This is a genomic window from Vibrio sp. THAF190c, from assembly GCF_009363355.1.
GTDB classification, from domain to species: domain Bacteria; phylum Pseudomonadota; class Gammaproteobacteria; order Enterobacterales; family Vibrionaceae; genus Vibrio; species Vibrio fortis_A.
Window position 1 is genome coordinate 408733 of sequence record NZ_CP045339.1, and the last position, 24452, is coordinate 433184.

Sequence of the window (24452 nt, forward strand, 5' to 3'; positions counted from 1 at the left end):
ACGGTTTATGTTTGAGCTTCACGATGACTTAAATGTTAGCTTGCTTCTCTAACAAAGCATCAGCTTTATCGCGCAATGCAAAGAAGTCCGCTTTCTCTTTCTTAGGCACCGAGTTTGCCATCGGGATATTCGCTTTCATTGCGTCAACTGGACGACCGCGTTCGATCAACTCATAGTGAAGGTGTGGACCCGTCACTCGACCTGTCTTACCCGATAGACCAATACGCTGACCACGCGACACTTGCTGTCCTTTGCGCACCAAGATCTTGCTTAGATGCAGGTAGCGGGTTTTGTAAGTACTGCTGTGTTGAATAACCACATAGTTACCCGCGTAAGGGTGTTTGCGGGTCATAATAACCGTACCATCACCTGTCGACTGTACTGGCGTACCAATTGGTGTCGCAAAGTCAGTACCGTTATGAGGTGAAACGCGCCCCGTCACAGGGTGCAGACGCTTCGGATTGAAATGCGAGCTCAAGCGCCAGTTGCGGCTAACAGGGTATCGCTGGAAAGCTCTCTGTAGGCTGTCACCCTTCGCATCATAGTATTGACCATCGCTGTGCAGATAAGCGGAGACTAAACGCCCGCGATTAACGATCTTCACCGCTTCAATTTCACGTTTACCTGTCGCAACACCGTCAACATATTGAGCACGCTGCAATACTTCAAAGGTGTCGCCAGCACGTAGGTCACGGCTAAAGTTAAGCTTGTCTTTAAGGAGAGAAACAACTTGGTCAATCTCGACACTACTTAGACCGAGTTTATTCGCTGAGGTAGAGAAACTGCCATGTATAGCCCCCACCATTGGCTTCTGTTTCCACTCGCCAGGGATAGAGATATCTTCAAACTCATAGCTGCCATCTTCAAGGCGACGATAGACGACCTTGTCAGCAACGTTGAAGCTTAGCTCCATCTTCTCAAGATTGTTCGTCTCTTCATTGCGCCAAAAACGCAGCTGGTTACCCGGCTGAAGCGTATCAAGCGCTAGGTAGTTTAGATCCGTCTCCATAACGCTCATCATCGACTGATAAGAGAAGCCCAACTGAGTGAAAATGCCACTCAAGCTGTCGCCAGTTTGGATCTGATATTCGAATGCCGGTGGTTCAGCCACGTTATGCGATGGAGAGAGAATTGACTCAATCACGGTTGAGTCTGGCAAGTTGAGTTCAATGGTTCCAGTTAAACTCGACTGGGATGAATTGATTGCTACGCCGATTAAGGCGAATACAGGCAATCCCAAAATGGTTATCTTTTTTACGGGCGAAAGCGCAGCAAACGGAGATGAAAATAGTTTTGAATACACGGTAAACAGGTCTTTCTACGATATAAAGACCATAGGATATGCTTTTCAAACGCATAAATCATCAATACATTGTCATAATATGACGCTAATCTTACTCGATCATGCTAAGTCATTGAGTTATTGTCGCCGAACTTTCCTAATATCTATTCACTGCAGAAATAAAAAAGCAGAGGCATTACAGCCTCTGCTTTATCATCCTTTATAATCGCTAACCGCCGTTATGCATTCGCCGTTGATACTAAGCAGTTATCTTCGCCAAACTCATTCGGGATGTAGCTGTCAGCATTGGCGTCATTGACCCATTGCTGATCGTCCACTAAGTAACGGAATTGAAACTCTCCATCTTTTGGTAGACGTGTTTTAAACTTGTAGACTTTCCCTTTTGCCAACTTCTTCATTGGCGTGGCCTTCCAGTCCAGGAAATCAGCGACAATAGACACTGAGTTCGCTTCTTGAGCCTCCAGCTCAAAGGTCACTTCTACTTCATCTTTGGTTTTAAAAAAGCGTTTGTTAATCATTCGCAAGCTCCATTTGTAAAAATCGTCCAACACAAAACCGATTTTGTGTCTAAATTTCAGTCAACTATCTAAGATAATATGTAATTTAGCTCACATAAACAACAAAACAATGCACTATTAAAACCTTTAATGCACTTCAATTGATTGCTTATTTACCGTAAAGCTCAATATCACTTTCTCGTCAGGCGCCTCTGCGTAAGACTGCTGAGCACTGTGTTGGTTGAAGCTCACCAAACCCTGATAGCTATTTTGAGCTTCACCACCCGCATTTGTGATATCCAAAGTTTCTAATTGAATGCGGTCACCTAAAAGAAGCTCATCCACCAACACTACACGACTGCGTGCTTTATCAAATTTAAACAATGCTAGGTAATGAAACACGCCAGAACCTTGATTGGAAACCCACATCGGTGCGACAAACATCTGACCTTGTCCGACAGTGAGTGCAACAATCTTATCTGTAGCCACTTGCACCGTACCTCGCTCTGCACCGGAATCATATCGACCAGAGGCGATATGCTTAGAGTCCATATATTCATCAATAAATGCGAATGCTTGGGTCTCTGGCACTTTAATTGTCCAAGGGTTGGTTGCTTTTAAGTCAAACACCAACTCAACCACTGGGTCGTAACTCACCTGAGACGAGGGGAATTTGGCCAATATCTCTTCATCAGTCAAACTAAAGCGATATAGACCCGCAACAATCACAACCACCAGCATCACAATTGGGATCAACAGGATCAGGGGAATCGGTAAAATTTTCTTTTTCATGGACTTCTATTCTTTGATTTTCATCGACTTGTGCAGACCTTAAATGGCTTTAGTATAATTAGCAATATGAGCTTAATCAGAAAGCGAGTTGTGCATGAATACAAATAGTGCGAATGAAAAAGCTGTAAGAAGTTGTGAATGTCGTTGTGGTGCCACCAGTTTGGTCTGTCGTGGCGAGCCACTCAGAACCGCGGTATGCCATTGCTATGAATGCCAAAAAAGAACAGGAAGTGTGTTTGGCGTACAGGCTAGATTTGCTAGCGAACAAGTCACTCTCAGTGGAGAAGTCACCAGTTTTTCACGCATTAGCGATAGCGGCAATGAAGTCCACTATCAATTCTGCCCTAAATGCGGCACCACCATGTTGTTACAAACCACAGGAGCACCAGATGCTCTGATCGTTCCCCTTGGTCTTTTCAAAGAGCGCGACTTTCCTATCCCTAGTTTTTCCGTGTATGAAGAGCGCAAACATGGCTGGGTTAAGTTTGATTGTGAAATGGAACGCTTTAACTAAATCGCTATTGATTGCCTAAGATCAAACTCTATTAATGGACAACGCTAGCGTTAGATTTTGCTAGCGTTATAATCCGCCCCTTCTTTCATTCATCAGGCCACGCGCATGATCTCTAAACTCCCTCGTTGGATCGAATATGGTGCACTGCTGCTTGCCGGTTTGGCGGGAAGTGTTAATGCAATTGGCCTGCTTGGATTCCAACATCAAGCGATTTCACATCTATCAGGTACCCTCTCTTTATTAGGGAGTAGCCTACTCACACCCTCATTGATCTCTTGGCATCTACTGTTAATTGTTGTCAGTTTCATGCTTGGCGCCGCATTTAGTGGTTTCTTCATTGAGAATCAAGCACTCAAGCTGGGAAGACGTTATGGCGTGGCACTTTGTATTGAAGGGACGTTGCTATTCATAGCGTTATGGGCACTGCTTAATGGCTACGCTTATGGTCAATACTTCGCGTCAGCGGCGTGTGGACTGCAAAATGCGATGATCACCACCTATAGCGGCGCTATCATCCGCACCACTCACATGAGCGGCATCATTACTGACCTTGGCATTATGATTGGCGCTCGTTTAAAAGGGACGCCTTTCGATCGCCGTAAAGCAAAGCTGCTACTCTTTATCGTAGTCGGCTTCTTATCAGGCGGTTTGGTGGGTGCTTGTCTATTCCAAAAATTCGAGATCACTGCATTGGCTTTCCCTGCTTCTTTTGCATTTGTGATCGCGTTTGTCTACTGGCTATACCTCTACCGCCAAACGAATAAGCTAGATATTTTATAAAAAACTAGCAACATAACCAAAACAAAAGTAACATCTGCGAAACTTTATACTAGACTTTCTGGCAATGGCAGCATGCAGGTGGTGAATATTTACCGATCCACGATGAATAGTATTGCAAGTTAGCATAATACTATGTAGTCTTGCCGCCAATGAAAGAATACGGATGTTTAGTGCATAAAAATGCCAAGGATGTGGCTTTTTACGAGTAGATATACGAGAACTATACAATGTCTAACAACATGAACACTGCGAATACTGAAAAATCAAAAAGCAGTTTCTGGATTTTCTTAATCCCATCGCTCATCGGTTTATTCTTATTCATGGCGCCTATCAGCTATGAGGGTGATCTAACCATTCCTGTTGCAATCCTTGCAAAATCCATTCAAGCCGTTTTTGGTGATGTTTTGGTGCCTGCAATCACAGCGATTGTTGCTTTTATGGCGCTCGCGTCTATTTGCACTAAACTTTTCAAGCCTGCGTTTATTCAATCTAGCCCATTCCTAAACGGCCTATTCAACCCATCTCCATTATGGTTGGCTGTACGTGTTATCGGTGGTGCGGCTGCTGTGATGACGTTCTTCCAAGTCGGTCCAATGGCGGTATGGGAAGAAAATACTGGTGGACTAGTGCTTGAAGGCCTACTGCCAACACTGTTCTCTGTCTTCATCTTTGCTGGTCTTCTACTGCCACTGCTACTTAACTTTGGTCTACTAGAGTTGTTTGGCACACTACTAAGTAAAGTAATGCGCCCTATCTTCAACCTACCAGGCCGTAGCGCGATCGATTGTATGGCATCTTGGTTGGGTGACGGTAGTGTCGGTATCTTGCTAACTAGCAAGCAGTACGAAAACAAGTTCTACACTCAGCGTGAAGCTGCAGTTGTTGGTACTACGTTCTCTGCAGTTTCTATTACATTCAGCCTTGTGGTTATCGCACAAGTAGAGCTAGAGCACCTGTTCCTACCTTTCTACGCTGCGATCTGTTTAGCAGGTTTCGTTGCAGCAGTTGTGATTCCTCGCCTACCACCACTAAGCATGAAAAAAGACACGTTTATTGACGGCTCTAAACCACAAGAAGATGCTGACGCAATCCCTGCAGGTCACAGCACTTTCTCTTGGGGTCTTGAGCTAGCGGTAAATAAAGCATCTCAAGTGAAGTCAGCGAAAGGTGTCTTTGGTGAAGGCGTGCGTAATGCTGTAGATATGGTATTTGGCGTACTTCCTGTTGTTATGGGCTTAGGTACTATCGCTCTTATTATTGCTGAGTACACCTCCATCTTCGCTATTCTTGGTCAGCCTTTCATTCCATTCTTGGAGCTACTAGGCGTACCTGAAGCGGTAGCAGCATCTGAAACGATCGTAGTTGGTTTCGCTGATATGTTTATCCCAGCAATCCTTGCAGCTTCTATTGATAACGAGATGACACGTTTCGTGATTGCAGCGATGTCGGTAACACAGCTTATCTACATGTCTGAAGTCGGTGCACTACTACTTGGAAGTAAGATCCCAGTTAACATCTTTGAACTGTTTATCATTTTCATTCTGCGTACGTTGATTACACTTCCAGTTATTGCTGGTGTAGCACATATGATATTCTAATTACGCATTGTGCAAAGATATTCAAAGCCTCACTTAGCGTGAGGCTTTTTTATTTCCCGCCTATACTAAACCACTTGTATATTATTTGAACGACCGTTTCATTTATTGATTAAATTAAATTGATAAGCTTTAAAAATAATTAAGTAAGTAGCTCTTCCCACTAGGCATTGTAATCGCCCAAGCCTTATGCATCATGCCCGCGCAAACGATTAACAAACATGACACACAAGTCTATGAACTTAAATGAGAAATATATAAATTAACAATATATGGAATTTTGTGTTGTTTATTTTGTTGTGGTTTTGTAATCTTTTTTGTGAAAATATCTTCAAGTAAGGAATTTATTTGCCGATATATATAAAACAATAAAAACAAAAGTTAATTTGGTCTTCGCAAAGCCTGTGAGAAGGGGAATACTCAATGAAATTTAGCCATAAGGTGGTCGCAGCATCATCGGCCTTACTGCTAGTCACAGTATCACTACTGTCTATTCAGCAGCTATACACTGTTCGAGGTGCGGTTGAGAGTCACGTCAACGCCAGCCTCAAGGAGATGGTTGCAGGTGTAAAAAATACCGTTGTATCTGAAATGACGGCCAAAAAAGCACTTGCCCAATCGACAACCGAAGTTATCGAAATTGCACCGCAAGATCGTGACTACGTGAAAACTATTTTGGAAAAACCAAAACTAAAGAACAGCTTCTTGGCAGTGGGCTTCGGTTATGAAGCCAACGGATTTGTTATCGAAAATGATGACGGTTGGGATGCAGGGCCAGATTACGATCCTCGCGTTCGTCCTTGGTATATCGATGCGAAAACAAATAACTCTCTTGTTGTAACAGCTCCATACGTGGATGCATCAAGCAAGAAAGTCATCATCTCTGTGGGTACACCAGTTAAGGATAATGGCCAATTCACCGCTGGTATGTTCTACGACCTAGAGCTGACCAACTTAGCGACACTGGTAAACAAGGTGAACTTGTTTGACGCGGGTTACCTATTCCTAGTAACAGCTGACGGCACAACCATCGCGCACCCAGAAGCGAAAAATAACGGTGAGAAGCTATCAAGCTACCTACCACAAGCTTCTATTCGTGAAGGTTCACAGAGTATCGAGGTTGATGGTAAGTCTTACCTAGTAAGCTTTACGCCAATCCCAAGCGAAAACTGGTACGTGGGTGCAATCCTAGACGAAGAGATCGCTTTCCAGACAGTTTCTGAGCTGAAAAATAGCTCTATCATCTACTCTTTGATTGCTGTTGTTCTAAGTGTTATCGCACTAACCGTTCTGATTCGCGTGCTAATGCGCCCACTGGATGCTCTGAACGAAGCGATCAATGACGTTGCAAGCGGTCAAGGTGATCTGACTAAGCGTCTAGATACCAACACTGACAAAGAGTTCTCTGAACTTGCGAAAGGCTTCAACACCTTTACCGAGAACCTTCAGAAACAGATCATTCAATCAAAAGCGATTGGTGTTGAAATCAAACGCGGCACTGAAATCACCGTTCAAGGTGCTGAAGAGTCTGCACACGCGATGAGCACGCAACTTCAAGAGCTTGAACAGCTAGCAACCGCAATGAACGAGATGGCAGTTACGGCTACTGAAGTTGCTAACAACGCTCAAGGCGCAGCAGCAGCGGCTCGTGAAGCGGATGAAGCGACACTAGATGGTACGTCAGTAGTAAGCGATACAACGCAAGCGATTGACAACCTATCTTCTCGTATCGACCAAGCGGTAGCAGAAGTAGAAGTACTTGAGTCCGCGACAGCAAACATTGAAACGATCTTGAAAGTAATCAATGACATTGCTGACCAAACTAACCTACTGGCACTAAATGCGGCTATTGAAGCGGCACGTGCAGGTGAATCAGGTCGCGGCTTTGCAGTTGTAGCAGATGAAGTTCGTACTCTAGCCCAGCGCACACAAGAGTCGACTACTGAGATCCGCAACATGATCGAACAACTTCAAGCAGGTGCAAGCTCAGTATCGAACGCGATGAATCAAAGCAAAGACACAGCGACTGATGCGGTAGAGCGCGCTCAAGAAGCGAACTCGGCACTTGATCGTATCCGTGATGCAATTCAACGCATCTCTGATATGAACATTCAAATCGCATCTGCGGCTGAAGAGCAGAGCTTAGTAGCGGAAGAGATCAACAACAACACAGTTAAGATCAAAGACCTATCTACTCAGGTATCAGAGTCTGCACAGCAAGCGAACGAAGCGATGCAAGTTCAAACAGACAATGTTCGTCAACAAGATGAGCTATTGAACAAATTCATCGTGTAACTTGCGTTAGCGTGCAATGGTTTAATCACAGTTAGTTAATGAAAAAAACAAAGGCCGGTTTGATAATCAACCGGCCTTTTTAATACAACTAATATACTGTCTGAGTGTTCAGTTACGCCGATTCATCCTCAGGGGTAGCAAGCAGCATCAAACAACTGTTGGCTTCCACTTTCAGCGTTAGCGTCTTTTCATCGCTCTCAAACACTTTACCTGAAAGCGTATCCGTCACAGAGCCACACCAAGTCAGATTGGCGGTTTTACTGCGCTTAGACTTGTTAATCACCACAATGCCTTTATCGCCACGAACGAACACCAATAGATCATCATTCGCTTCTACGACACGCATTGTTTCTCCGTGCGTGCAGTTGTGGAACTGGATCATGCCGCGCATATATGGCGCTTTCCAATCGTTAAGCCAACGAGGCTGACCATCACGGTCTTTAATGCCACTGGTATCGAGCTCGCTGTAAATCAGAGGTACACCGCCATCACGTCCTAAGATGAAAGCAGTAGCCAACTTCTCAGCGTCTTCATCCATCATGTACTCAAGGAACACATCGTTATTTGGGATATCGTGTGTCACTGCAAAGGTAATTGCGCGAGTGTTCGAGAGGGCTTGTCCAAAACAGTATGGGTTAATCAACGACTTAAAGCTTCCCTTCTTATCAAACGCCTTAAAGATGGTATTGAACAACGGGAAATCGTAAGCACCTAAACGAGTATGCTTCAGGTATGGCTCCAGAAACAGCTCATACTCTTCTTCTGTTGCGCCACCATCGGTAATGATCTCGCCGAAGATATGCATTTGCTCGCAAATATCGTCCGTCCATACCTTACGTAGGTGAGCTAACGTCATGTGCTTAGCGGCATCGATACGGAAGCCTTTCACACCCATGGCTTTCAATGCCTTCAAGTAGCTACGCTGTTGCTCAACAACATTTTCATTGTCTAACAGAGTTGGTAAACCCGGATCGGTAGGGCCACCAGTAATACGACCATTCTGCACTTCCCACTTATCACGCCAGTTCTTAATGCCGAACGCTTCCACAAAGTCATTCTCATCAAATAGTGGCTGTGACAAATCACCGAACAGGCGAATCGATTCGTAATATTCAGGGTCTTGTTGGTAATCGTTGCGATCGCTTTGATTTGGGTACGTCAAGTCACTACGAATACTCGACTCATTCGCCATATGGTTAAACACCACATCAACGTAGGTTCTTAGACCATGCTGTCTTAAGGTATCGACCATTGCAGCAAAGTCTTGGGTGTCACCCAACTGGTTGTCGATGACACGATAATCTTGGGGTTGGTAGCGCTGCCACCATTGGGTTGGTTTCTGTTGTGGTTTGTTCTTGTCACTACGTAGCGACTTCATTGCTGGTGAAACCAATACCGATTTGTAGCCTAATTCTTGAATCAGTGCAGCGCTATCCGCGATGTCTGCATAACGCCAATCGAAGGCGTGTAAAATAACATCCGTGGCTGGTTGGTTTAACATTGCTGAACTCTCCATGTGGTTCTCCTACCAAACTCAGTCGCAACCTTAAACTACAGAGTAAAAGACGAAGGTTGCAGATAAATTCTCTCTAAGAATGGCGTTCATTATATTGCTATGCCTAAGTTTTCCATCCTCCTACCTAGCAAGGGCTTAGGGGGATAAAACAGGGCGTAGCCTAAAATATCGCACAACATTTGGGATGAAGAACTCCGCCATATTTGAGTAAAACTGGCTTTAGGTATCAAAAAAGGAGCGTATTTACGCTCCTTTATATTCCATTACATGCTTAATGACTAGGTACGGTACAGTACTTTGACTACATGCCAGCCAAACTTGGTTTTCACTAAGTGAGGTACCAATGTTTCTCCGGTAAAGCACACTTTATCGAACTGAGGTACCATTTGGCCCTTTTTGAACTCACCTAAGTCGCCGCCTTTTTTTCCTGATGGGCAGGTTGAATACTTCTTAGCAAGAGTCTGAAATTTAGCACCTTTTTTCAGTTGCTTAATGATGTCTTCTGCCTGTTCTTTATGCTTCACTAAAATATGAAGCGCTGCTGCGGTTCTTGCCATGATCTTTCTCATTGTGTTGCGATGCGGGGATTTTAACTCAAGACTGACCAATCTTCACTCCATTAAGCTCGGCTAAACCCAAAACAACGGTAAAATTGATTAAGTCCCTTGCCGCAGTGCGTGATTCCATTTACATTGCTTTTTATAAATAAAAAAACAACGACGAAATCAGGAGACAACAATGGCGAAAACGATCAGTAAGGCGAGCCAGTCTCAGGGGATGCTTATGTTTAAGCTATCTTTGACGCAGAGTTTTGCAATCGGCACGTTGAAAGTAAGAGAGATCGTTCCCTTTCAACCAATGACTCAACTGCCCTACTCGCACCACCATGTTATCGGCACTGTCACCATTCGTGACTTGACCGTTCCTGTCATTGATATGTCGGCCGCGGTAGGCTTCCGTCCAATTTCACCTCAAGAGTACCAAAGCTGTGTTTTGATCGTCACAGACTGCTTGAGAACCGTTGTTGCATTCTTAGTCCGTTCTATCGATAAAATCATCGAGTGTGATTGGCGCAGTATCGAATCACCACCATCAAGTGTTGGTCAAAATGTATTTGTGACTGGTATTACACGCTATGAAGATCGCATCGTACAGATGCTGGATGTCGAGCTACTGCTATCCAAAATCTACCCAGAATATGAGAATGCTCAGATCCCAATGTTGACCGACGTTGAACGTGAGCGACTCAAAGCTCTGAACATTCTTTTGGTTGATGACTCACTCATCGCCAGAAAGCAGCTCTCTGATGCGCTCGACAGTATCAATATTCCTTATAGCATCTGTAACAACGGCATGGACGCACTGAAAATGATGCGTGAACAAGCGCAACGTGGGCAAGCGATCGACCTTCTGGTAAGTGATATTGAGATGCCAGGATTAGATGGCTATGAACTAGCCTTTGAAGTGCAAAACGATGATTCGCTGCGCCATGCTTACTGCATCTTACATACCTCATTATCAAGTGAAATCTGTGTTGATAGAGCCCAGCAGGTAGGTGCACACGAAGCACTAGAAAAGTTTAATGCCGGTGAGCTGATAGAAGCGATGCTTAAAGGCGCAAAATCGTTAGAAAATACACCTAAAAAGCAGCAAATTACGATTTAACGGTGAGAATCAGCTCACCGCTATCTTAAACTTTATTTCTTCGGCATTGGGTAGCTTTTACTCACAAATTCTACCTCTTCCACACCTTCGATAAAATTGGTTAGCGACGCCAATGCATACAGAGTGTTGGCGACTAAGTTGGCGTATTTGAACAAGATATCAGCAGGTGATTTTTTGCCGCTATGTTCGATCGCCACCAGCGCTCTTACCACTTTCTTTGCTTGGCAACGCGCCAAGTGCAACTCACTGGCTACTCGACAACCTCCTGGTAATACAAAGCCTGAGAAACCACCCTCTAAGCGTTCACGTATCGCATGATAATCGGTTTTAAGTTCACTCAACTCTAACTCAGTGATCGCCAGCTTTCCTCGAACCGAACCATTCAAGTGATAAACATTCGGCTACAGGCGAGTTAATACGTCGCGTACTTGTGGTTCAAGATCCATGGTAAGAACTAAGCCTATGCGACAACAAAGCTCATCGGAAAGGATCTCAAAGTCGCACGCTGGACTCTCTTCGTAAATAAACGGATAACAGAACTCATCCCAATCTCGGCTTACTGGTTTCACTTAATGCTCCTAATAGGTATCTCGCGCACACTATTAGATAATACCTTGGCAAAAGCAAACATAAACCCAACCTTAGGTGCATAAAAAAGGCCCTCACCACAAGCGAGAGCCATTTATCAATCAAGCAAAAGCTCAGACTATTCGTTTGATACTTTTTTGTGACCTTCTTGTAGGTGAACGAAGTCTACCAGATCATCGCCAGACACTTGGTATGCTTGACCAAAGCCTTTAACGAACAGGCCGTTTTCAGCTTTAAGGTTAAACAGTGAGAAATCTTGAAGTTGGCTTAGACCATCAATGATCTCGCCAAAACGGTCCTTCATTTGTCCGATAACTTGAGTCCAAAGCTCACTCTCACGCTCAACGACTGATGCCGTTGCATCAAACGTTAGACGCTTGCGTGCATAAAGCTGCTTTGAGCTCTCTTCGTCTTCGATCATCATCAATGACACGTTCGGGTTCGCTTTCAGATTGCGAGCGTGACGTGCGATATCAGAAATTAAAACAAAATAGCCCTCTTGGTTTTGAACAAACGGCGCGTAGCTCACGTTTGGACGACCTTCTTCATCAACAGTAGCCAGTTGCAGCGTACGACGCTCTTGACGGAACTCTTTGATTTCAGGACCTAAACGACCTTGAAGACGTTCTTGTTTTACTTGCTGTTCCATGGTGATTCCTTTATTTACTTTCTCTAAATTATTATATTTTTAGCCAAGGAGAAACTCCGATGCCTCTCCTTGGTTCGCTCTAATCGTTGCTTATCTCAAGTCGTGAAACTTGAGAATTAGCCTTGCGCCTTCAACGCGTTGAAGCGTTCTACTTGGTCAGCAATAAGCTCACGTTTCTCATCACGGCCTAGGTAGATCTTAAAGATGTTTTCGCCAGTCTCACTGAAGAAACCAAAGTAGTGACTCTCACGCCCCATGAATGGTTTGCTTACTAACGCCACATGTTTAACGTTGTCTAGTTTAAGGTGACCATGAAGCTCGCCCTCTTTGCCCATTAGGTTGTAGTAACCACGCGCCACTTTGCCTTTAGGGAAAGGCGCTTTAACTTCAAAGATTGAACCGAACGAATGCACGATCGTCGTTACTGGACCCCAGCCAACAAGACCTTCAAGGATCTCTTGAGCACGAGAGCCGTCTAGCATCACAGACATATCGCCTGGAAATGCAGCGACGACTTCTGCTTCTGTCACGTTCAGCTTTTCAGCAATAGCTGTAGGAAGTAGCTTTGGTTCTTCTTCAAGAATACGAGCGACGCTTTGCTCTAATGTTTCGATCATCTCTACCGTTGTATCTGTCATTGAATTCATTTCCATTATTAATTATGCGTGTTTCTTTACAGCATGAGGGTGATGAGCAGGACGCGACGGTCTTGCTTGTGGATTCGCTTCAAAGTATTCCGCATTCAAAACTTGAATAACGCTTTGCGCTAATGTCACAGCCCAAAAGCTGCCCGCAATGGTTAAAGTTAAGTAGTCTTCAGACAATTCGACCAGTCCGTTACTTTGCCAATGCGAAAATAGAGGTTTTAAATAGTCAAACGTGTCTTGTCCCATGAAGGTCGGCAGTAAGCTTCTGCGTACCACTCCAGAATCAAAACCCGCTTTAAGTGAAGAGAAAATAGGTTCAAGCTCGCTTTGCTTAGTCATCATGGCGATTGGAAGCTCACCACGCTTAACCGAGTCCATGTAGGTCTCTAGCGTTCGATGCTGCATTATGCCGTGACCACCGACATTACCACCGGCACCACAACCAATAGGCAGTACTTCGGCGTATGTCTTAGCTAAGCTGTTGTAGATGCTGCGTTCACGATTGTCGCGAGCCCAATGGTTCACACTCAGTTTCTTAACCTTGTGTTTTTCCATAAACTCGACGCCTGCCAAATACATGCTCGCTTTATCAGGTGTTGTCGCAGGAGGCGGAATCTTACCTTTATCAACCAAGTTCAGCATTGGTGCATCACCACCCACGATCAATTGGTATAGATCAATACCGTGTGCGCCTGTCGACATGTAATCGTGTAAGTCTTGCTCGAAGACATCCATGGTTTGATGTGGCAAACCATAAAGTAAGTCAAGTACGATTGGTGCTTGCTCGGTTTTACTCAACGAGCTGATTCTCTCTAGAACCACTTCGCGATCATCTAACCTTTTTGCACTGCGACGAACTTTGGTATTGAAGCTTTGAATACCAAAAGAAAATCGGTTGAAGCCACCTTCTAGCGCTCGGTCGAACATTTCATCACTGAAACGGTTAATTCTCCCTTCGAGAGTCATTTCCACGTCGTTCGCCAATGGGAAATGCTCACGAATCGCTTTGCCCAAAAGTTCAACTTGCATTGCAGACAAATCCGTTGGAGTGCCTCCACCAATGTAAACCGCATGGAAAAGACCAGATTGAGCCCAAGGTGTTTTCGCTTTTTGCTTCAACTCACAAAGCAAGGCTTCGAAATAATCGTCAACAAGTTTGCGGCTGGCTGCGTTCTGGAAAAAATTACAAAAAGTACAACGCACTCGGCAAAAAGGAATGTGGATATACAAACAACGTTTATCCTGTTTCTTTCCTTCCGTTAGCATCAATTCGTCGAACAAATTCAACTTATTATCTTGAGCAATTGGAGTCGCACTTCCACCAGCGTGTGCCGAGTGCTTTTTTGCAAACGCAAAACGCAGCGGATCTGGCGTTGAAACACCCAAAATAGATTCGTCAAATTTATAAATATCGAGAGTCATATAAATTACCTAAACGCTTACCGAGCCAAGCTTGGAAGACTATTCGCTAAAAACTGAGAGAATCATAAATAGCCTGAAATGATAATGCAATTGATAATTGATCTTATTTAGATTCTAGGCAATAATCGGTGCCAGATTTTCGTTTAGGTGAAGGGTTAATTGTGAACGTTCCAAGGTATGTCATAGCGGGGGGAGCCTCATTGGTGATTCATGCTGCGTTGTTGTTTGTCGCGCAAGAATCAAAGGTATTTGCTATGCCAGCTGGCGCAGAATCTAAAACTGTTGCTCTGAACTTTAAGCCACAAACTCAACGATCCGTTGAACGTGAAGAAACGGTCACCGAACCCGTTGAATCAGAAGTCACTCCTGAACCTGAAATTACAGAAACGCCTGTAGAACCCACACCACCTCCAGTAGCAGAACCGAAAAAGGTTCAGCCGAAAAAAGAAGCAATTACTAACAAACCAAAACCTGAGCCAAAAAAAGAGCTCGTCAAAAAGCCTGAGCCTAAACCGCCAGTTAAAAAACAGGTAAAGAAAAAACCTGTACAGAAAAAGCCCGTCGAAAAAAAAGTGGTTGAAAAGAAACCTGAGCCGGTTAAGCCACAACCGGACAAGAAAATCGCTGAGAAAAAAGTTAAGCGTAGCGAACACAGTGAAGCGCAACTTCAACCTGTAAACCAAGGTGTATCAAACTCTCAACCGGTATTGGTTAACAAGCCACGCTTTAGTGCTCGTCCGGTGCAACCTGTTTACCCAAGGCAAGCTAGACGCAGAGGCGTAGAGGGTGTCGCAACCTATGAGATTTGGCTTGATGAAGACGGCAAGCAAGTTAAGCAAGCATTAGTGAACTCTTCAGGTGCACTACTTCTTGATAAGGCCGCACTCGACGCAATCAAAAAATGGAAATTTTCACCACACACCGTAAATGGTCGAGCGATCGCTCACCGTGTACGAGTACCTGTTCGTTTTAACTTGGACTAAGAAATGCAACAAATCAGTTATGTACAAGAGCAATTGGGCCTAATGACGTGGCCATTGCTTATCTGCTCAGCGCTTACTGCAATGATCATCGTTGAGCGTATTTTCCAAGTGATGCTGAGTATCGGTGTTGGACGCCGCGCTATTCGTAAAGAGCTTCACCAGATCTCACCAACCAACACTCATCAAATTGAAACGCTAGCGGCTGACTTATCCAACAAGCGACCACTGCTTTACAAAGGCGTTTCGATGGTACTGGCTCATCACTCTTTTTCTAAGGGGTTACGTGAAGACGCAGCTGGAATCTGGCTTCAAGAGAAACGCCACCAGTTACATGCAGGTTTACGACTGCTTGGTTTGATCGGCGTTATCAGCCCACTTATCGGCCTACTGGGTACCGTTCTTGGATTAATCGAGATGTTTAAAGGCGTTGCTGCAACAACGGGCAGTATCACACCCAATGACCTAGCCGATGGACTCGGCCTTGCGATGCGCACCACCGCAGCAGGCTTGATCATCGCTCTTCCTGCCATTTCAGGTGCACAACTGTTAGGGCTATGGGCCGACAGAGTATTGGCTAAATTGGAACACACTCTGAACTACGTCAACGTGTGGCTAGAAGGTATGTCGATGCAACCAACCACGACTCAAGTTACCGCATCACAGCAGACCGCTACAACGGAAGGTGTGCGCTAGTCATGATCAAAGTCTCTCAGAATCACAATGCATCAAGCTTAACGCCTGATCTGACACCTCTTTTGGACATCATCTTTATCGTAATGGTGTTCTTGCTTCTTACCGCTTCCGTGAAGTTGGAGTCATTGGACGTTGAGTTACCGAGTAATGACAGCAGCAATGTGTCTGAGGTGCATAAAGACTCGATCAGCGTAAACCTGCTTAACCGCGAACCCTACTGGGCAATCAACGGTAAAGAGTACATTGATTGGGAGAACTTTAAGTTGGCGCTACTTGAAGAAGTCGGTTCTGGTGATAACAAGAAGCCAATCATCATTGGTGCGGACAAAACCGCGGATGTGCAGAACCTAGTTAAGTTGCTCTCCTTCCTACAGGACAACGGTATCCCAGCAACGCAACTACTGACTGAAGGCGAATAAACAGCTGACGTTAGGCGGCAAACCTCAAAGGCGTAGGCACCAATCTACGCCTCGTAAAGATTTCAAATCATGTCGGCCATATATGCGAACCGACAAAAACAGACAATAAGAATAGAATTATGAATACAATTAAAGAGCTCAATCACAATCATTCAATTAAAAAGCCGCTTAAGAAGGGGCTACTTTCGATGGCAGCGCTTTTAGGTTTCTCCCTCGCAACTCATTCAGCGATTGCGGCCGACGATGCGCACCAACAACGCATTATCAGTGCCGGTAGTGCAGTCACGGAACTCGTATTGGCACTTGGCGCCGAAGATCAATTGGTCGCAATTGATGTTACTAGCCGTTTCCCGCAATCAGACAAACTTCCTAAAATTGGCTACCACCGTAATCTATCAGCAGAAGGGCTTATTGCTCTGCAACCGACGACTCTTATCGGCTCTGATGAAATGGGTCCAGATACAGCAATATCTCAACTGAAATCTGCAGGGGTTGATGTTGAAATCGTTAACACCGAAGCAAGCGTAGAGGGCCTACTTAAGCGTATCGACCAAATCGCTGAGATCACGCATACAGAAGAGAACTCTAAAGCGGTAAAAGAGAGCGTGAATAAGAAAATCGCTGCGCTTGAAGCTAACCAAGTTCCTCAAAATGAAGCTAAGAAAGTGCTGTTCTTATTACTCCACGAAGGTCGCCCAGCGAACGTTGCGGGCAGTGAGACCTCTCCAAACGCGATCATCGAGCTTGCGGGTGGTATTAACCCAGCGGCTGAAAGCTTAACGTCTTATAAACCACTGTCTATGGAATCTATGGTTGAGATGCAACCAGACGTTATTCTTGTTAGTGGCCGTAGCTACCAAAAAATGGGCGGAGCAGACGCTATTTTGAAATCACTACCAATGCTAGCGGCTACGCCAGCGGGTATGAACAAGCAGATCATCACCGTCAACGGTAGCGCACTAGTTGGTGGCCTTGGCTTAGCGAGTCTTGCCGAAGCAAAACGTTTAAACGCACGTATTTATCCACAATAACTTACTGATTGTGCGTTTAGTTTAAGGCTCTCATTATGCTGTTAAGAACCGTACCTTTAAAAACATCAATGCTAGGCTTTGGTATCGCCCTAGTCTTCATTGCCCTGTTTTCGATTACTGTTGGACCAATGAACATTAGCTTGAGCGACAGTGCGGCAAGCTTGTTCAATCCAAACAATGAACTCGCGCCTCACATCAACCTGGTGATCCAAGAGATTCGATTGCCACGAACCATTCTGTGCATGGTGATTGGTGCCATACTAGCGCTATGTGGCGCAGTGATGCAGGGGCTGTTCAGAAACCCATTAGCAGAGCCGGGAATCATTGGTGTTTCCGCTGGTGCTGCTTTAGGTGCTGCGTTAGCAATCGTTCTTTTTTCTGAACTGAGCCTTAACTACCCAGGTTTCATGAACTTTGCAGCAGTACCAGTGTTCGCCTTTCTTGGTGGCGCATTAACGACACTTTTAGTTTATAAGCTGGGTACAGGTAAATTCGGTACTTCCGTGACCATCATGCTGCTGGCAGGTGTCGCAATTAGTGCCCTGTCTGGTGCTGGTATCGGTTTTTTAAACTTCATCGCTGATGATCAAATGCTGAGAGATCTCTCATTGTGGTCGATGGGGTCATTGGCGGGCGCTAAATGGTCTGGAATTGCATTGGCCCTTGTCACCTTGGTTGTATTGTTTATCTTGTTCTATCGCCAAGCTATGTCGTTAAATGCACTACTCCTTGGTGAGTCAGAAGCGCAACACTTAGGTATTCCCGTTCAAAAGCTCAAACGCCAATTGATCTTACTGACTGCGGCAGGCGTCGGCATTACGGTAAGTCTCTCAGGTATGATTGGATTCATTGGGTTAGTGATTCCTCACCTGGGTCGCATGCTTGCTGGTCCTGATCACCGTGTACTACTCCCTCTATCCGCAGTCCTAGGCGCACTATTACTCACAGCCGCTGACATGTTCTCACGTGTGGTACTGGCACCAGCCGAGCTGCCCGTTGGTATCGTGACTGCCATTATCGGCGCACCGTTTTTCCTATATCTACTCTTCCAACAAAAAGGGAGAATTCTGTAATGCACTCCCCAGCCTTAAAAGCCAGCGACATTCATGTAAAGTTTGGCAGCAAAGTGATTCTAGATAATGTCTCTATCGAGATTGAAGCGGGTAAAGTAACAACACTTCTTGGCCCGAATGGTGCCGGAAAAAGCACGTTACTCAAAGCGTTATGTCAAGAGATCGAAAGCCAAGGTAACATCAATTACTTTGGCCGAGACAGAGCACTATGGTCACCGAGCACACTGGCGAAGCATTTAGCGATGCTCCCACAACACAGCACGCTCACTTTTCCATTCCTAGCCAATGAAGTGGTTGAACTTGGTGGCATTCCACTACAAGAATCCAATCGAGCACTGACTAAAATCGCACAAGAGAAAATGGATACGGCGGACGTGTCTCATCTTGCTGCTCGTCTCTACCCATCACTTTCTGGTGGTGAAAAGCAGCGTGTGCATCTAGCGCGCGTGTTGACTCAACTGCATCACTCAGGTGATCAATGTGTATTGATGCTCGACGAGCCCACTTCAGCGCTCGATCTCGCTCATCAACACAACACACTGAAAATCGCTCGTAAAATGGCAGACGAACAAAACGCGGCAGTCATTGTGGTGCTACACGACTTGAACCTGGCCGCGCAGTATTCTGATCGTTTAGTCGTATTGAAAAGCGGGCAGTTAGTGTGTGATGGAACACCATGGGAAGCACTAAAGCCAGAGATGATTGAAGATGTCTACGGGTATCGGAGTATTGTTGAAAAACACCCTACTATGAGCTTCCCTCAAGTCCACCCTGCTGGCTAATAAACAAAAAGAGCACCTTACGGTGCTCTTTTTAGTTTCTAAAGGCTTAAAACGCCATTCACGGCCATTTAAGCTATTGTCCAGATTAACAATAGGTATTATTGCTAGAGATTTACATAATACTGAACGATTCCATGTACCTAATCAGGTACCTCTAAACGTTAGTCACCTCGCTGCTTTTGAAGCCACAATGAGAGCCAAATGATTGTTGACCACAAAAACAGCAGGCACAAAAAAAGCTCCTAATAAGGAGCTTTTCTTTCAATGGATTATTTGCTCATTTGAATTAGAGACTTACCAATTAACCATTCTAGTTCTTTACCACTTGTGTCGCCAAACTGAGTTTCAGTCAGTTTGTACAGGCGGTCAATACCGTTAGCAGCGAACTCGTGTGCGCTTTCTGATGTAACGATATGGTGGAATAGCAGGCGTAAGATTGCTAGGAACTCAGCATCTTCCAGGGCTTTAATCCAGCTATCAGAAAATGCATCTAAACCATTTTCGAAATCAATGTGTTCCATGAACATTTTGAAGATACGACCATCAAGCGCTGCCGTAAAATCTGTCTTCTTTGGAAAGTGGTGGCTAATACCAGTACGAGAAACACCCGTTTGTTGACTCAACGTCGTGTATGACATCTTGTCGTAACCCAGTCTTAGTAGCTGGTCAACTACGGCATCCATGATTTTCTGGATAGTGATTTCTGTATCTTCTTTACTACGCTTTGGCATATTCAGGCTCTTCTTTTTGTAAATCCATCTAACTCATCAAATGAAGTCAGAATGAAAATCGTTATCAGCATTATGTGAGTAAGGCGATTTTTCGCAAGTATTTGCGCCCAATAACACGAGAATACTCTGTACGACCAATTTTACAGTGTTGCGTCTTTGCGCACTTTGTTTAATTAGTCTTCGGAATTCACCTTACCGTTCTAAAGCAGTGTTTTAAAATAACCGCTTAGAATATGAAATGCGAAACAATAAATTCATTATATAAATACCTATCAAGCGATAGATACTCTTATAAAATCATTCAGGGTGCAACTAACTGAATGATGTTCTGACAAATTAATGACACTAATTTTCAGAAAAATATGAGCTTGATCACACCCATATTCACATTTATAAAACGCCATGCTCATTGTTTTCCTCAACAAACAACATAGCATACCAATGCAAGATAGGCCAAAGGATTTAATTTTTGTAGATACAGATCAAATTGCTCGGTAAAATAACCTCAGATTTTGTAAGAGGATTATTTATGAACCAAGATGTTGGCACTAATGATGTATGCGAAGCTTGCGGTTGCGCAGGCGAAATGGGGTTCATCATTAAAGAAGGCGACGATGTAGCGGAAGTTGTAATCTACGGTAACTCGAAGGAAGCGATGGAAGCAGAGCTAGCTAAGTACATTGATTTAGCTAAACAAGTTTCTAGCAGTGTTGAGTTTGAATCAACAGAACTAACAGAAGAAAGCAACGAACTACGTACACGTTTCAAGTTCGAAGTGAGCGCAGAGAAAATTATCTTTGAACTGAAAACACGTTCAATCGCACGATAACGCGCCCTACTCTATTGATTAAGACGAGCCTATTGCTCGTCTTTTTTTTCGAGTGTTTTCCATGAAAGAGCGCCATTTGTCTCGAAATCATTCTGTTCTGCACACTGAATCACTACTCCTGATATTTCCAGAATAGCACCTAAACTGTAAGCCTTATCATCGTAATAACAGACCCGTGGGTGCGTATTCTTTTGCGATACAACCACCGCCTTTTTCGCCGGTACAGAAATAATATTGTCGGCATAAACGTTTGCATTATTCCCAAATAGACCTGAGATTACTGTCAAAGATATGACTTTAATTGCATTTAATCTTTTCACTTATATTTCGCCCTCTGTTTAATTGGCTAAATTTAACAATTATCGGCAATATTTCTGGGCTCGTATGCAATTTCCGATATAGTAAGCGCAACTCTGTTAGAAGATCGTCATTATGCTCAGAATTGTCACATTGCTTGCGTGCTTACTCACCATATCAAATAGTTACTCCCAGCCCCTCGATCACTATCAAATATTGAATCATCTCGACAATTACGGAAATCTTTATCTGCGTAATAAGCCTTATACCGAATTACCAACAGGGTTAGTTGTCAAAGGTAATTTAAATATAGAGAAAACGTCTATCAAACAACTACCGAAAGAGCTCGAAATTGGTGGTAGTCTACAAGCGGCGAATAGCTTGCTCAGACGTGTACCAGCAGGCACCTCTATCAAAGGTTACGCCAACTTACTTGGGAGTCAGATACAAAGTTGGCCGAAGGGCGTCAAGGTTGGTGGCTTTATCAACTTCACCGATACGCCACTGAAAAAGCTACCAAATGGCTTTCGCGTGAAAGGCGATCTGAGTTTGATTCGAACCCCCCTAACCGAACTGCCAAATGGCATTGTGGTTGAAGGGAATCTTTATATTGGTGGTTCTGCGATTACACAGTTCCCCGACGTGATGACAGTGAATGGCAATATCTATCTCGGTGGTAATGTCATTAGCAAATGGCCAACGACATTGAATCTGGGTGGCGCGGTAGCGCGCTAGCTAGGAAAGTTGGGGCATGACGAGTTGCCATGTATTGCGATCAAAAAAGGAGCATGACGCTCCTTTTTATTTTTATCTGCCGTCGTTAAATCATTAGACCGAATTTAGCCGACATTCTTTACTGGGTTAGCATAGCTATCGATCAAGTACTGATGCGCACCTTGAGGGATGCTTGATAGTTTCTCTTCAAACTCACGCTTCACCGCTTCAGTAATGCTGTCGTCTTCTTTATCTGCTGCCAGTAGGTTCACAGGGAACAGCTTGTAGTTCTCATGAATTTGGCGGTCAATCTCTTCAGCTAGTGCTTCTGGCGTTTCAAAATCTTGGTCAATCACAGAACCAAAGCCAACATGTACATGGCCTTTATTGCCCACGATACCTTGAATGATGCTTTCGATATCTTCAAATTCGCCTTTCTCATACGAACCATTGACGTCTTTTTCGAACAACTCTAGTGCTTTTGCCGTATCACACGGGTCATTTTCGTAAGAGATCGCAACCGGTACGATCTTCAATGACTTAACATACTCAGCGAAAGCAACTTTCTGTTTACGACCTTCAACATGGAACATCTTCAGGATAGCTGGATCAGTGAAGTCGTTACCGTCTTTTGCACGCCCTTCTTTCTGCGCAATCCAGATAGAGTTACCCGTATCTAGAGAGTGCTTAATATAAGAAGAGAGTTGGCCAAGCGCTTTCATCATCTCACGCGGCCCTTTAAGCGAGCGCTTAACAATAAAGCTCTTGTTCAGACGCATAAGTTCAGTCGCGCATGGCTTCTTAAGCAGGTTATCACCAATCGCAATACGGCATGTGTTGTGGTTTTGCTGATGCAGTGCATAGTTAACCAAAGCCGGATCCATAGCGATATCACGGTGGTTAGAGACAAACAAGTAAGACTGATTTTGATCTAACGATTCTAGTCCTGTGTAAGTCACACCTTTAGTGGTATTCGCTAAGGTATCACGAAGGTACTTTTTCACTTCGATCTGAATCGCTTCTACGCTCTGCAACTTGCTCCACTTCATTTTTAGGTAAACACGCAAGATTGGGCTCATGATTGCTTGGAACCAAGCTGCGTGATTCGAGAAACGATAGTTTAGGATCGCGCTGATGAATTCTTCATCATTGATTAGGCGATCGAGTGCCGCAGGAATTTCGTCGTCATTATAAGGACGGATATCAATATATGGATCAGTCTGAGAGGTCATTTTTCACTACATCTAATAAAAAGCTGGCTCATTCTACGCATTGTTTTGCTTTCTCGCAGCTACAGAGCCCATACTTTTGACAAGGTCAGACCAGAAACATCGGATTTACCTGCATTATTGTTGGCATACGTCAAAATTAACGGTAATCTTAGCGGCCGCAAAACTAAGGACCTTCTATGAACTTCGCTATCGAATACACATCGGCTTACTACTCCCACCTAGAAATCACTCCTAGAAAAAAAGTGGTAAAACATAGCCTTGTATCCGTTGAAAGCGGATTAGTTTTGATTAAGATTGGTAAACAGGAACACGCCATTGAGCCGGGTCAAAGCCTTTGGATCCCGTTTGATTGCTTAACTTCCCTCACCTACTTTCCGAACACGCGAATCGCACGCGTCGACTTTTCAGTGCGCCTAACCGATGCTTTCCCTAAGCAAGCGGGCTACGTGAACCAAACACCACTTTCACAAGCTTTGCTCGATAAGCTCGCAACCTTGGCAGTTAAAAACAAAGACACCAACAATGCGTCTTCAACATTTAAAGAGTTATTAGCGGTAGTGAAACAAGAAGTATTGACCTTTAAACCATTGCTGTGTGAAAGCGAATTGTCGCAACGCTTCAACCGTTGGAACATTGAAGACTCACCACTGTCTCAAGAACAAACCCTAGTGATGGTGATGCGTGAAGCGAAAAAACGCATGCAGTCAGGTCAGAAGAAAGAGAAGGTAATTGACGAGTTATTCTCGGGGCAAACCGAAGAATTCGAGCAGCTGTGTATGCTGGTGTTTGGCGACACGCTGTAAACTGAAATACTCTGCCCAGACAACGAAAAAGCCGCGAACTCTATGAGAGTCGCGGCTTTTTTAATTCGGTGTGTTTTTCTAAAGCTTATTCTTTGTCTGAAATGAGTTCTGTTAGAACGGAAACTCTATCTGCATCATCATGTCGGCTTCTCTAGCATCGTGCCAGCGATAATCGAATCGCATACGAGGCTCACCCACTGATTTCTCACCAAACCCAATGCTGAGCTGCAAACCATGGTTTAGGATCCACTCTTCTGTGGTCATGTCGTACTTTTTATCTTCCAGATCTTCAGGAAACCACATCCCCAAGCCAACATAGTTCGAGCTAATGCTTTGAGTAATGATTGGTGAGTCTTTGGTTTGTAGTACCCAATCAGACCAGTAGTCGTTTGAAGAGGCTTCAGGTTCGTCACTAAACCCACTCAGGCTCAGCATTCTTTGGCTGAAAGATTCAAGGCTGTCTGAAAAGTTAAGGCATGTCGTCTGTTCATCCGAATCAAACATAATTGAGTCTAAGCTGAATAGATCACACTCAGCATGCGCATGCAAGCTGAAGGTAACGACGAAGCTGGTCGTTAAAAGTGCTCTTTTTAGCATAGTGC

At 44.4% G+C, this 24452-nt stretch carries 25 protein-coding genes and 2 pseudogenes; 14 read left to right on the forward strand and 13 right to left on the reverse strand.

Annotated elements, in window-relative coordinates; all coding sequences use genetic code 11:
- Positions 1-28: 28 nt before the first annotated feature.
- The 3 genes from FIV04_RS16875 to FIV04_RS16885 all read right to left on the reverse strand — a co-directional run bounded on the left by FIV04_RS16875 (position 29) and on the right by FIV04_RS16885 (position 2592).
- Positions 29-1303: a peptidoglycan DD-metalloendopeptidase family protein gene (locus FIV04_RS16875; RefSeq protein WP_152469822.1), complete on the reverse strand. Its 1275-nt coding sequence runs from the start codon at positions 1301-1303 to the stop codon at positions 29-31.
- A 218-nt stretch (positions 1304-1521) separates the two neighbouring features.
- Positions 1522-1821, reverse strand: a complete 300-nt coding sequence (locus tag FIV04_RS16880) for an isoamylase early set domain-containing protein (RefSeq protein WP_032550435.1) — start codon at positions 1819-1821, stop codon at positions 1522-1524.
- A gap of 126 nt (positions 1822-1947) precedes the next feature.
- On the reverse strand, positions 1948-2592 hold the full coding sequence (locus FIV04_RS16885; RefSeq protein WP_152469823.1) for a hypothetical protein: 645 nt from the start codon (positions 2590-2592) through the stop codon (positions 1948-1950).
- 94 nt (positions 2593-2686) lie between these two features.
- Here FIV04_RS16885 and FIV04_RS16890 point away from each other — a divergent pair, with 94 nt between their 5' ends.
- The 4 genes from FIV04_RS16890 (at position 2687) to FIV04_RS16905 (ending at position 7776) form a co-directional block, all read left to right on the forward strand.
- Complete coding sequence (locus tag FIV04_RS16890; RefSeq protein WP_084181840.1) at positions 2687-3106, forward strand: GFA family protein; 420 nt, start codon at positions 2687-2689, stop codon at positions 3104-3106.
- Between the two features lie 105 nt (positions 3107-3211).
- A complete protein-coding gene (locus tag FIV04_RS16895; protein ID WP_032550437.1) occupies positions 3212-3886 on the forward strand; it encodes a YoaK family protein in 675 nt (224 codons plus the stop codon).
- 227 nt (positions 3887-4113) lie between these two features.
- On the forward strand, positions 4114-5484 hold the full coding sequence (locus tag FIV04_RS16900) for a YjiH family protein (protein WP_032550438.1): 1371 nt from the start codon (positions 4114-4116) through the stop codon (positions 5482-5484).
- A gap of 420 nt (positions 5485-5904) precedes the next feature.
- Complete coding sequence (locus tag FIV04_RS16905) at positions 5905-7776, forward strand: methyl-accepting chemotaxis protein (RefSeq protein WP_152469824.1); 1872 nt, start codon at positions 5905-5907, stop codon at positions 7774-7776.
- Between the two features lie 112 nt (positions 7777-7888).
- Here the strand turns inward: FIV04_RS16905 and FIV04_RS16910 are convergent, their stop codons facing one another.
- A complete protein-coding gene (locus FIV04_RS16910) occupies positions 7889-9292 on the reverse strand; it encodes an alpha-amylase family glycosyl hydrolase (protein ID WP_152469825.1) in 1404 nt (467 codons plus the stop codon).
- A gap of 278 nt (positions 9293-9570) precedes the next feature.
- Positions 9571-9849, reverse strand: a complete 279-nt coding sequence (gene ppiC / locus FIV04_RS16915) for a peptidylprolyl isomerase PpiC (protein WP_032550441.1) — start codon at positions 9847-9849, stop codon at positions 9571-9573.
- 181 nt (positions 9850-10030) lie between these two features.
- On the opposite strand from ppiC, the gene FIV04_RS16920 reads away from it, so the two are divergent.
- Positions 10031-10957 (forward strand): chemotaxis protein, encoded by a 927-nt coding sequence (locus tag FIV04_RS16920; RefSeq protein WP_150896718.1) that lies wholly within the window; start codon positions 10031-10033, stop codon positions 10955-10957.
- A 32-nt stretch (positions 10958-10989) separates the two neighbouring features.
- Here the strand turns inward: FIV04_RS16920 and FIV04_RS16925 are convergent.
- The 4 genes and pseudogenes from FIV04_RS16925 to hutW form a co-directional block, all read right to left on the reverse strand.
- Positions 10990-11526: pseudogene (locus FIV04_RS16925) on the reverse strand (ATP:cob(I)alamin adenosyltransferase).
- Between the two features lie 137 nt (positions 11527-11663).
- A complete protein-coding gene (hutZ, locus tag FIV04_RS16930) occupies positions 11664-12194 on the reverse strand; it encodes a heme utilization protein HutZ (protein WP_152469826.1) in 531 nt (176 codons plus the stop codon).
- Between the two features lie 116 nt (positions 12195-12310).
- Positions 12311-12832, reverse strand: coding sequence for a heme utilization cystosolic carrier protein HutX (gene hutX, locus FIV04_RS16935; protein WP_152469827.1), 522 nt, complete (start codon positions 12830-12832; stop codon positions 12311-12313).
- Between the two features lie 21 nt (positions 12833-12853).
- Complete coding sequence (hutW, locus tag FIV04_RS16940) at positions 12854-14263, reverse strand: heme anaerobic degradation radical SAM methyltransferase ChuW/HutW (RefSeq protein ID WP_152469828.1); 1410 nt, start codon at positions 14261-14263, stop codon at positions 12854-12856.
- 161 nt (positions 14264-14424) lie between these two features.
- Here hutW and FIV04_RS16945 point away from each other — a divergent pair, with 161 nt between their 5' ends.
- The 6 genes and pseudogenes from FIV04_RS16945 (at position 14425) to FIV04_RS16970 (ending at position 19244) form a co-directional block, all read left to right on the forward strand.
- Positions 14425-15246, forward strand: a complete 822-nt coding sequence (locus tag FIV04_RS16945; protein ID WP_152470655.1) for an energy transducer TonB — start codon at positions 14425-14427, stop codon at positions 15244-15246.
- Between the two features lie 3 nt (positions 15247-15249).
- Positions 15250-15879: pseudogene (locus FIV04_RS16950) on the forward strand (MotA/TolQ/ExbB proton channel family protein); the annotation flags it as partial.
- Between the two features lie 62 nt (positions 15880-15941).
- The gene (locus tag FIV04_RS16955) at positions 15942-16358 is read left to right on the forward strand and encodes a biopolymer transporter ExbD (protein WP_032550449.1); all 417 of its coding nucleotides are present in this window, start codon (positions 15942-15944) and stop codon (positions 16356-16358) included.
- 119 nt (positions 16359-16477) lie between these two features.
- On the forward strand, positions 16478-17389 hold the full coding sequence (locus FIV04_RS16960; RefSeq protein ID WP_152469830.1) for a hemin ABC transporter substrate-binding protein: 912 nt from the start codon (positions 16478-16480) through the stop codon (positions 17387-17389).
- A 35-nt stretch (positions 17390-17424) separates the two neighbouring features.
- Complete coding sequence (locus FIV04_RS16965) at positions 17425-18462, forward strand: iron ABC transporter permease (protein ID WP_152469831.1); 1038 nt, start codon at positions 17425-17427, stop codon at positions 18460-18462.
- Positions 18462-19244: a heme ABC transporter ATP-binding protein gene (locus FIV04_RS16970; protein ID WP_152469832.1), complete on the forward strand. Its 783-nt coding sequence runs from the start codon at positions 18462-18464 to the stop codon at positions 19242-19244. The genes FIV04_RS16965 and FIV04_RS16970 overlap by 1 nt, the downstream gene beginning before the upstream one ends.
- A gap of 269 nt (positions 19245-19513) precedes the next feature.
- On the opposite strand, the gene FIV04_RS16975 is transcribed toward FIV04_RS16970, so the two are convergent.
- Entirely contained in the window at positions 19514-19975 is a 462-nt protein-coding gene (locus tag FIV04_RS16975) for a TetR/AcrR family transcriptional regulator (RefSeq protein ID WP_032550453.1), read from the reverse strand.
- A gap of 529 nt (positions 19976-20504) precedes the next feature.
- Between FIV04_RS16975 and FIV04_RS16980 the strand changes: the two genes are divergently transcribed.
- Entirely contained in the window at positions 20505-20804 is a 300-nt protein-coding gene (locus tag FIV04_RS16980; RefSeq protein WP_032550454.1) for a YfcZ/YiiS family protein, read from the forward strand.
- 29 nt (positions 20805-20833) lie between these two features.
- Here FIV04_RS16980 and FIV04_RS16985 read toward each other — a convergent pair whose 3' ends face one another.
- On the reverse strand, positions 20834-21097 hold the full coding sequence (locus tag FIV04_RS16985; RefSeq protein WP_253895538.1) for a DUF1496 domain-containing protein: 264 nt from the start codon (positions 21095-21097) through the stop codon (positions 20834-20836).
- A gap of 139 nt (positions 21098-21236) precedes the next feature.
- On the opposite strand from FIV04_RS16985, the gene FIV04_RS16990 reads away from it, so the two are divergent.
- Positions 21237-21836 (forward strand): hypothetical protein, encoded by a 600-nt coding sequence (locus tag FIV04_RS16990; RefSeq protein WP_152469834.1) that lies wholly within the window; start codon positions 21237-21239, stop codon positions 21834-21836.
- Between the two features lie 104 nt (positions 21837-21940).
- Here the strand turns inward: FIV04_RS16990 and FIV04_RS16995 are convergent, their stop codons facing one another.
- Positions 21941-23047, reverse strand: a complete 1107-nt coding sequence (locus FIV04_RS16995; RefSeq protein ID WP_152469835.1) for a 1-acyl-sn-glycerol-3-phosphate acyltransferase — start codon at positions 23045-23047, stop codon at positions 21941-21943.
- Positions 23048-23223: 176 nt separating this feature from the next.
- Here FIV04_RS16995 and FIV04_RS17000 point away from each other — a divergent pair, with 176 nt between their 5' ends.
- Complete coding sequence (locus FIV04_RS17000) at positions 23224-23850, forward strand: AraC family transcriptional regulator (protein ID WP_032550458.1); 627 nt, start codon at positions 23224-23226, stop codon at positions 23848-23850.
- A 111-nt stretch (positions 23851-23961) separates the two neighbouring features.
- On the opposite strand, the gene FIV04_RS17005 is transcribed toward FIV04_RS17000, so the two are convergent.
- A complete protein-coding gene (locus FIV04_RS17005; protein ID WP_032550459.1) occupies positions 23962-24447 on the reverse strand; it encodes a hypothetical protein in 486 nt (161 codons plus the stop codon).
- Positions 24448-24452 lie beyond the last annotated feature (5 nt).

Bases quoted from the DNA above. Each gene is read 5' to 3' on its own strand.
- FIV04_RS16880 (WP_032550435.1), bottom strand. From the start codon at position 1,821: ATGATTAACAAACGCTTTTTTAAAACCAAAGATGAAGTAGAAGTGACC.
- FIV04_RS16885 (WP_152469823.1), bottom strand. From the start codon at position 2,592: ATGAAAAAGAAAATTTTACCGATTCCCCTGATCCTGTTGATCCCAATT.
- FIV04_RS16890 (WP_084181840.1), top strand. From the start codon at position 2,687: ATGAATACAAATAGTGCGAATGAAAAAGCTGTAAGAAGTTGTGAATGT.
- FIV04_RS16895 (WP_032550437.1), top strand. From the start codon at position 3,212: ATGATCTCTAAACTCCCTCGTTGGATCGAATATGGTGCACTGCTGCTT.
- FIV04_RS16900 (WP_032550438.1), top strand. From the start codon at position 4,114: ATGTCTAACAACATGAACACTGCGAATACTGAAAAATCAAAAAGCAGT.
- FIV04_RS16905 (WP_152469824.1), top strand. From the start codon at position 5,905: ATGAAATTTAGCCATAAGGTGGTCGCAGCATCATCGGCCTTACTGCTA.
- FIV04_RS16910 (WP_152469825.1), bottom strand. From the start codon at position 9,292: ATGGAGAGTTCAGCAATGTTAAACCAACCAGCCACGGATGTTATTTTA.
- ppiC (WP_032550441.1), bottom strand. From the start codon at position 9,849: ATGGCAAGAACCGCAGCAGCGCTTCATATTTTAGTGAAGCATAAAGAA.
- FIV04_RS16920 (WP_150896718.1), top strand. From the start codon at position 10,031: ATGGCGAAAACGATCAGTAAGGCGAGCCAGTCTCAGGGGATGCTTATG.
- hutZ (WP_152469826.1), bottom strand. From the start codon at position 12,194: ATGGAACAGCAAGTAAAACAAGAACGTCTTCAAGGTCGTTTAGGTCCT.
- hutX (WP_152469827.1), bottom strand. From the start codon at position 12,832: ATGACAGATACAACGGTAGAGATGATCGAAACATTAGAGCAAAGCGTC.
- hutW (WP_152469828.1), bottom strand. From the start codon at position 14,263: ATGACTCTCGATATTTATAAATTTGACGAATCTATTTTGGGTGTTTCA.
- FIV04_RS16955 (WP_032550449.1), top strand. From the start codon at position 15,942: ATGATCAAAGTCTCTCAGAATCACAATGCATCAAGCTTAACGCCTGAT.
- FIV04_RS16960 (WP_152469830.1), top strand. From the start codon at position 16,478: ATGAATACAATTAAAGAGCTCAATCACAATCATTCAATTAAAAAGCCG.
- FIV04_RS16965 (WP_152469831.1), top strand. From the start codon at position 17,425: ATGCTGTTAAGAACCGTACCTTTAAAAACATCAATGCTAGGCTTTGGT.
- FIV04_RS16970 (WP_152469832.1), top strand. From the start codon at position 18,462: ATGCACTCCCCAGCCTTAAAAGCCAGCGACATTCATGTAAAGTTTGGC.
- FIV04_RS16975 (WP_032550453.1), bottom strand. From the start codon at position 19,975: ATGCCAAAGCGTAGTAAAGAAGATACAGAAATCACTATCCAGAAAATC.
- FIV04_RS16980 (WP_032550454.1), top strand. From the start codon at position 20,505: ATGAACCAAGATGTTGGCACTAATGATGTATGCGAAGCTTGCGGTTGC.
- FIV04_RS16990 (WP_152469834.1), top strand. From the start codon at position 21,237: ATGCTCAGAATTGTCACATTGCTTGCGTGCTTACTCACCATATCAAAT.
- FIV04_RS16995 (WP_152469835.1), bottom strand. From the start codon at position 23,047: ATGACCTCTCAGACTGATCCATATATTGATATCCGTCCTTATAATGAC.
- FIV04_RS17000 (WP_032550458.1), top strand. From the start codon at position 23,224: ATGAACTTCGCTATCGAATACACATCGGCTTACTACTCCCACCTAGAA.
- FIV04_RS17005 (WP_032550459.1), bottom strand. From the start codon at position 24,447: ATGCTAAAAAGAGCACTTTTAACGACCAGCTTCGTCGTTACCTTCAGC.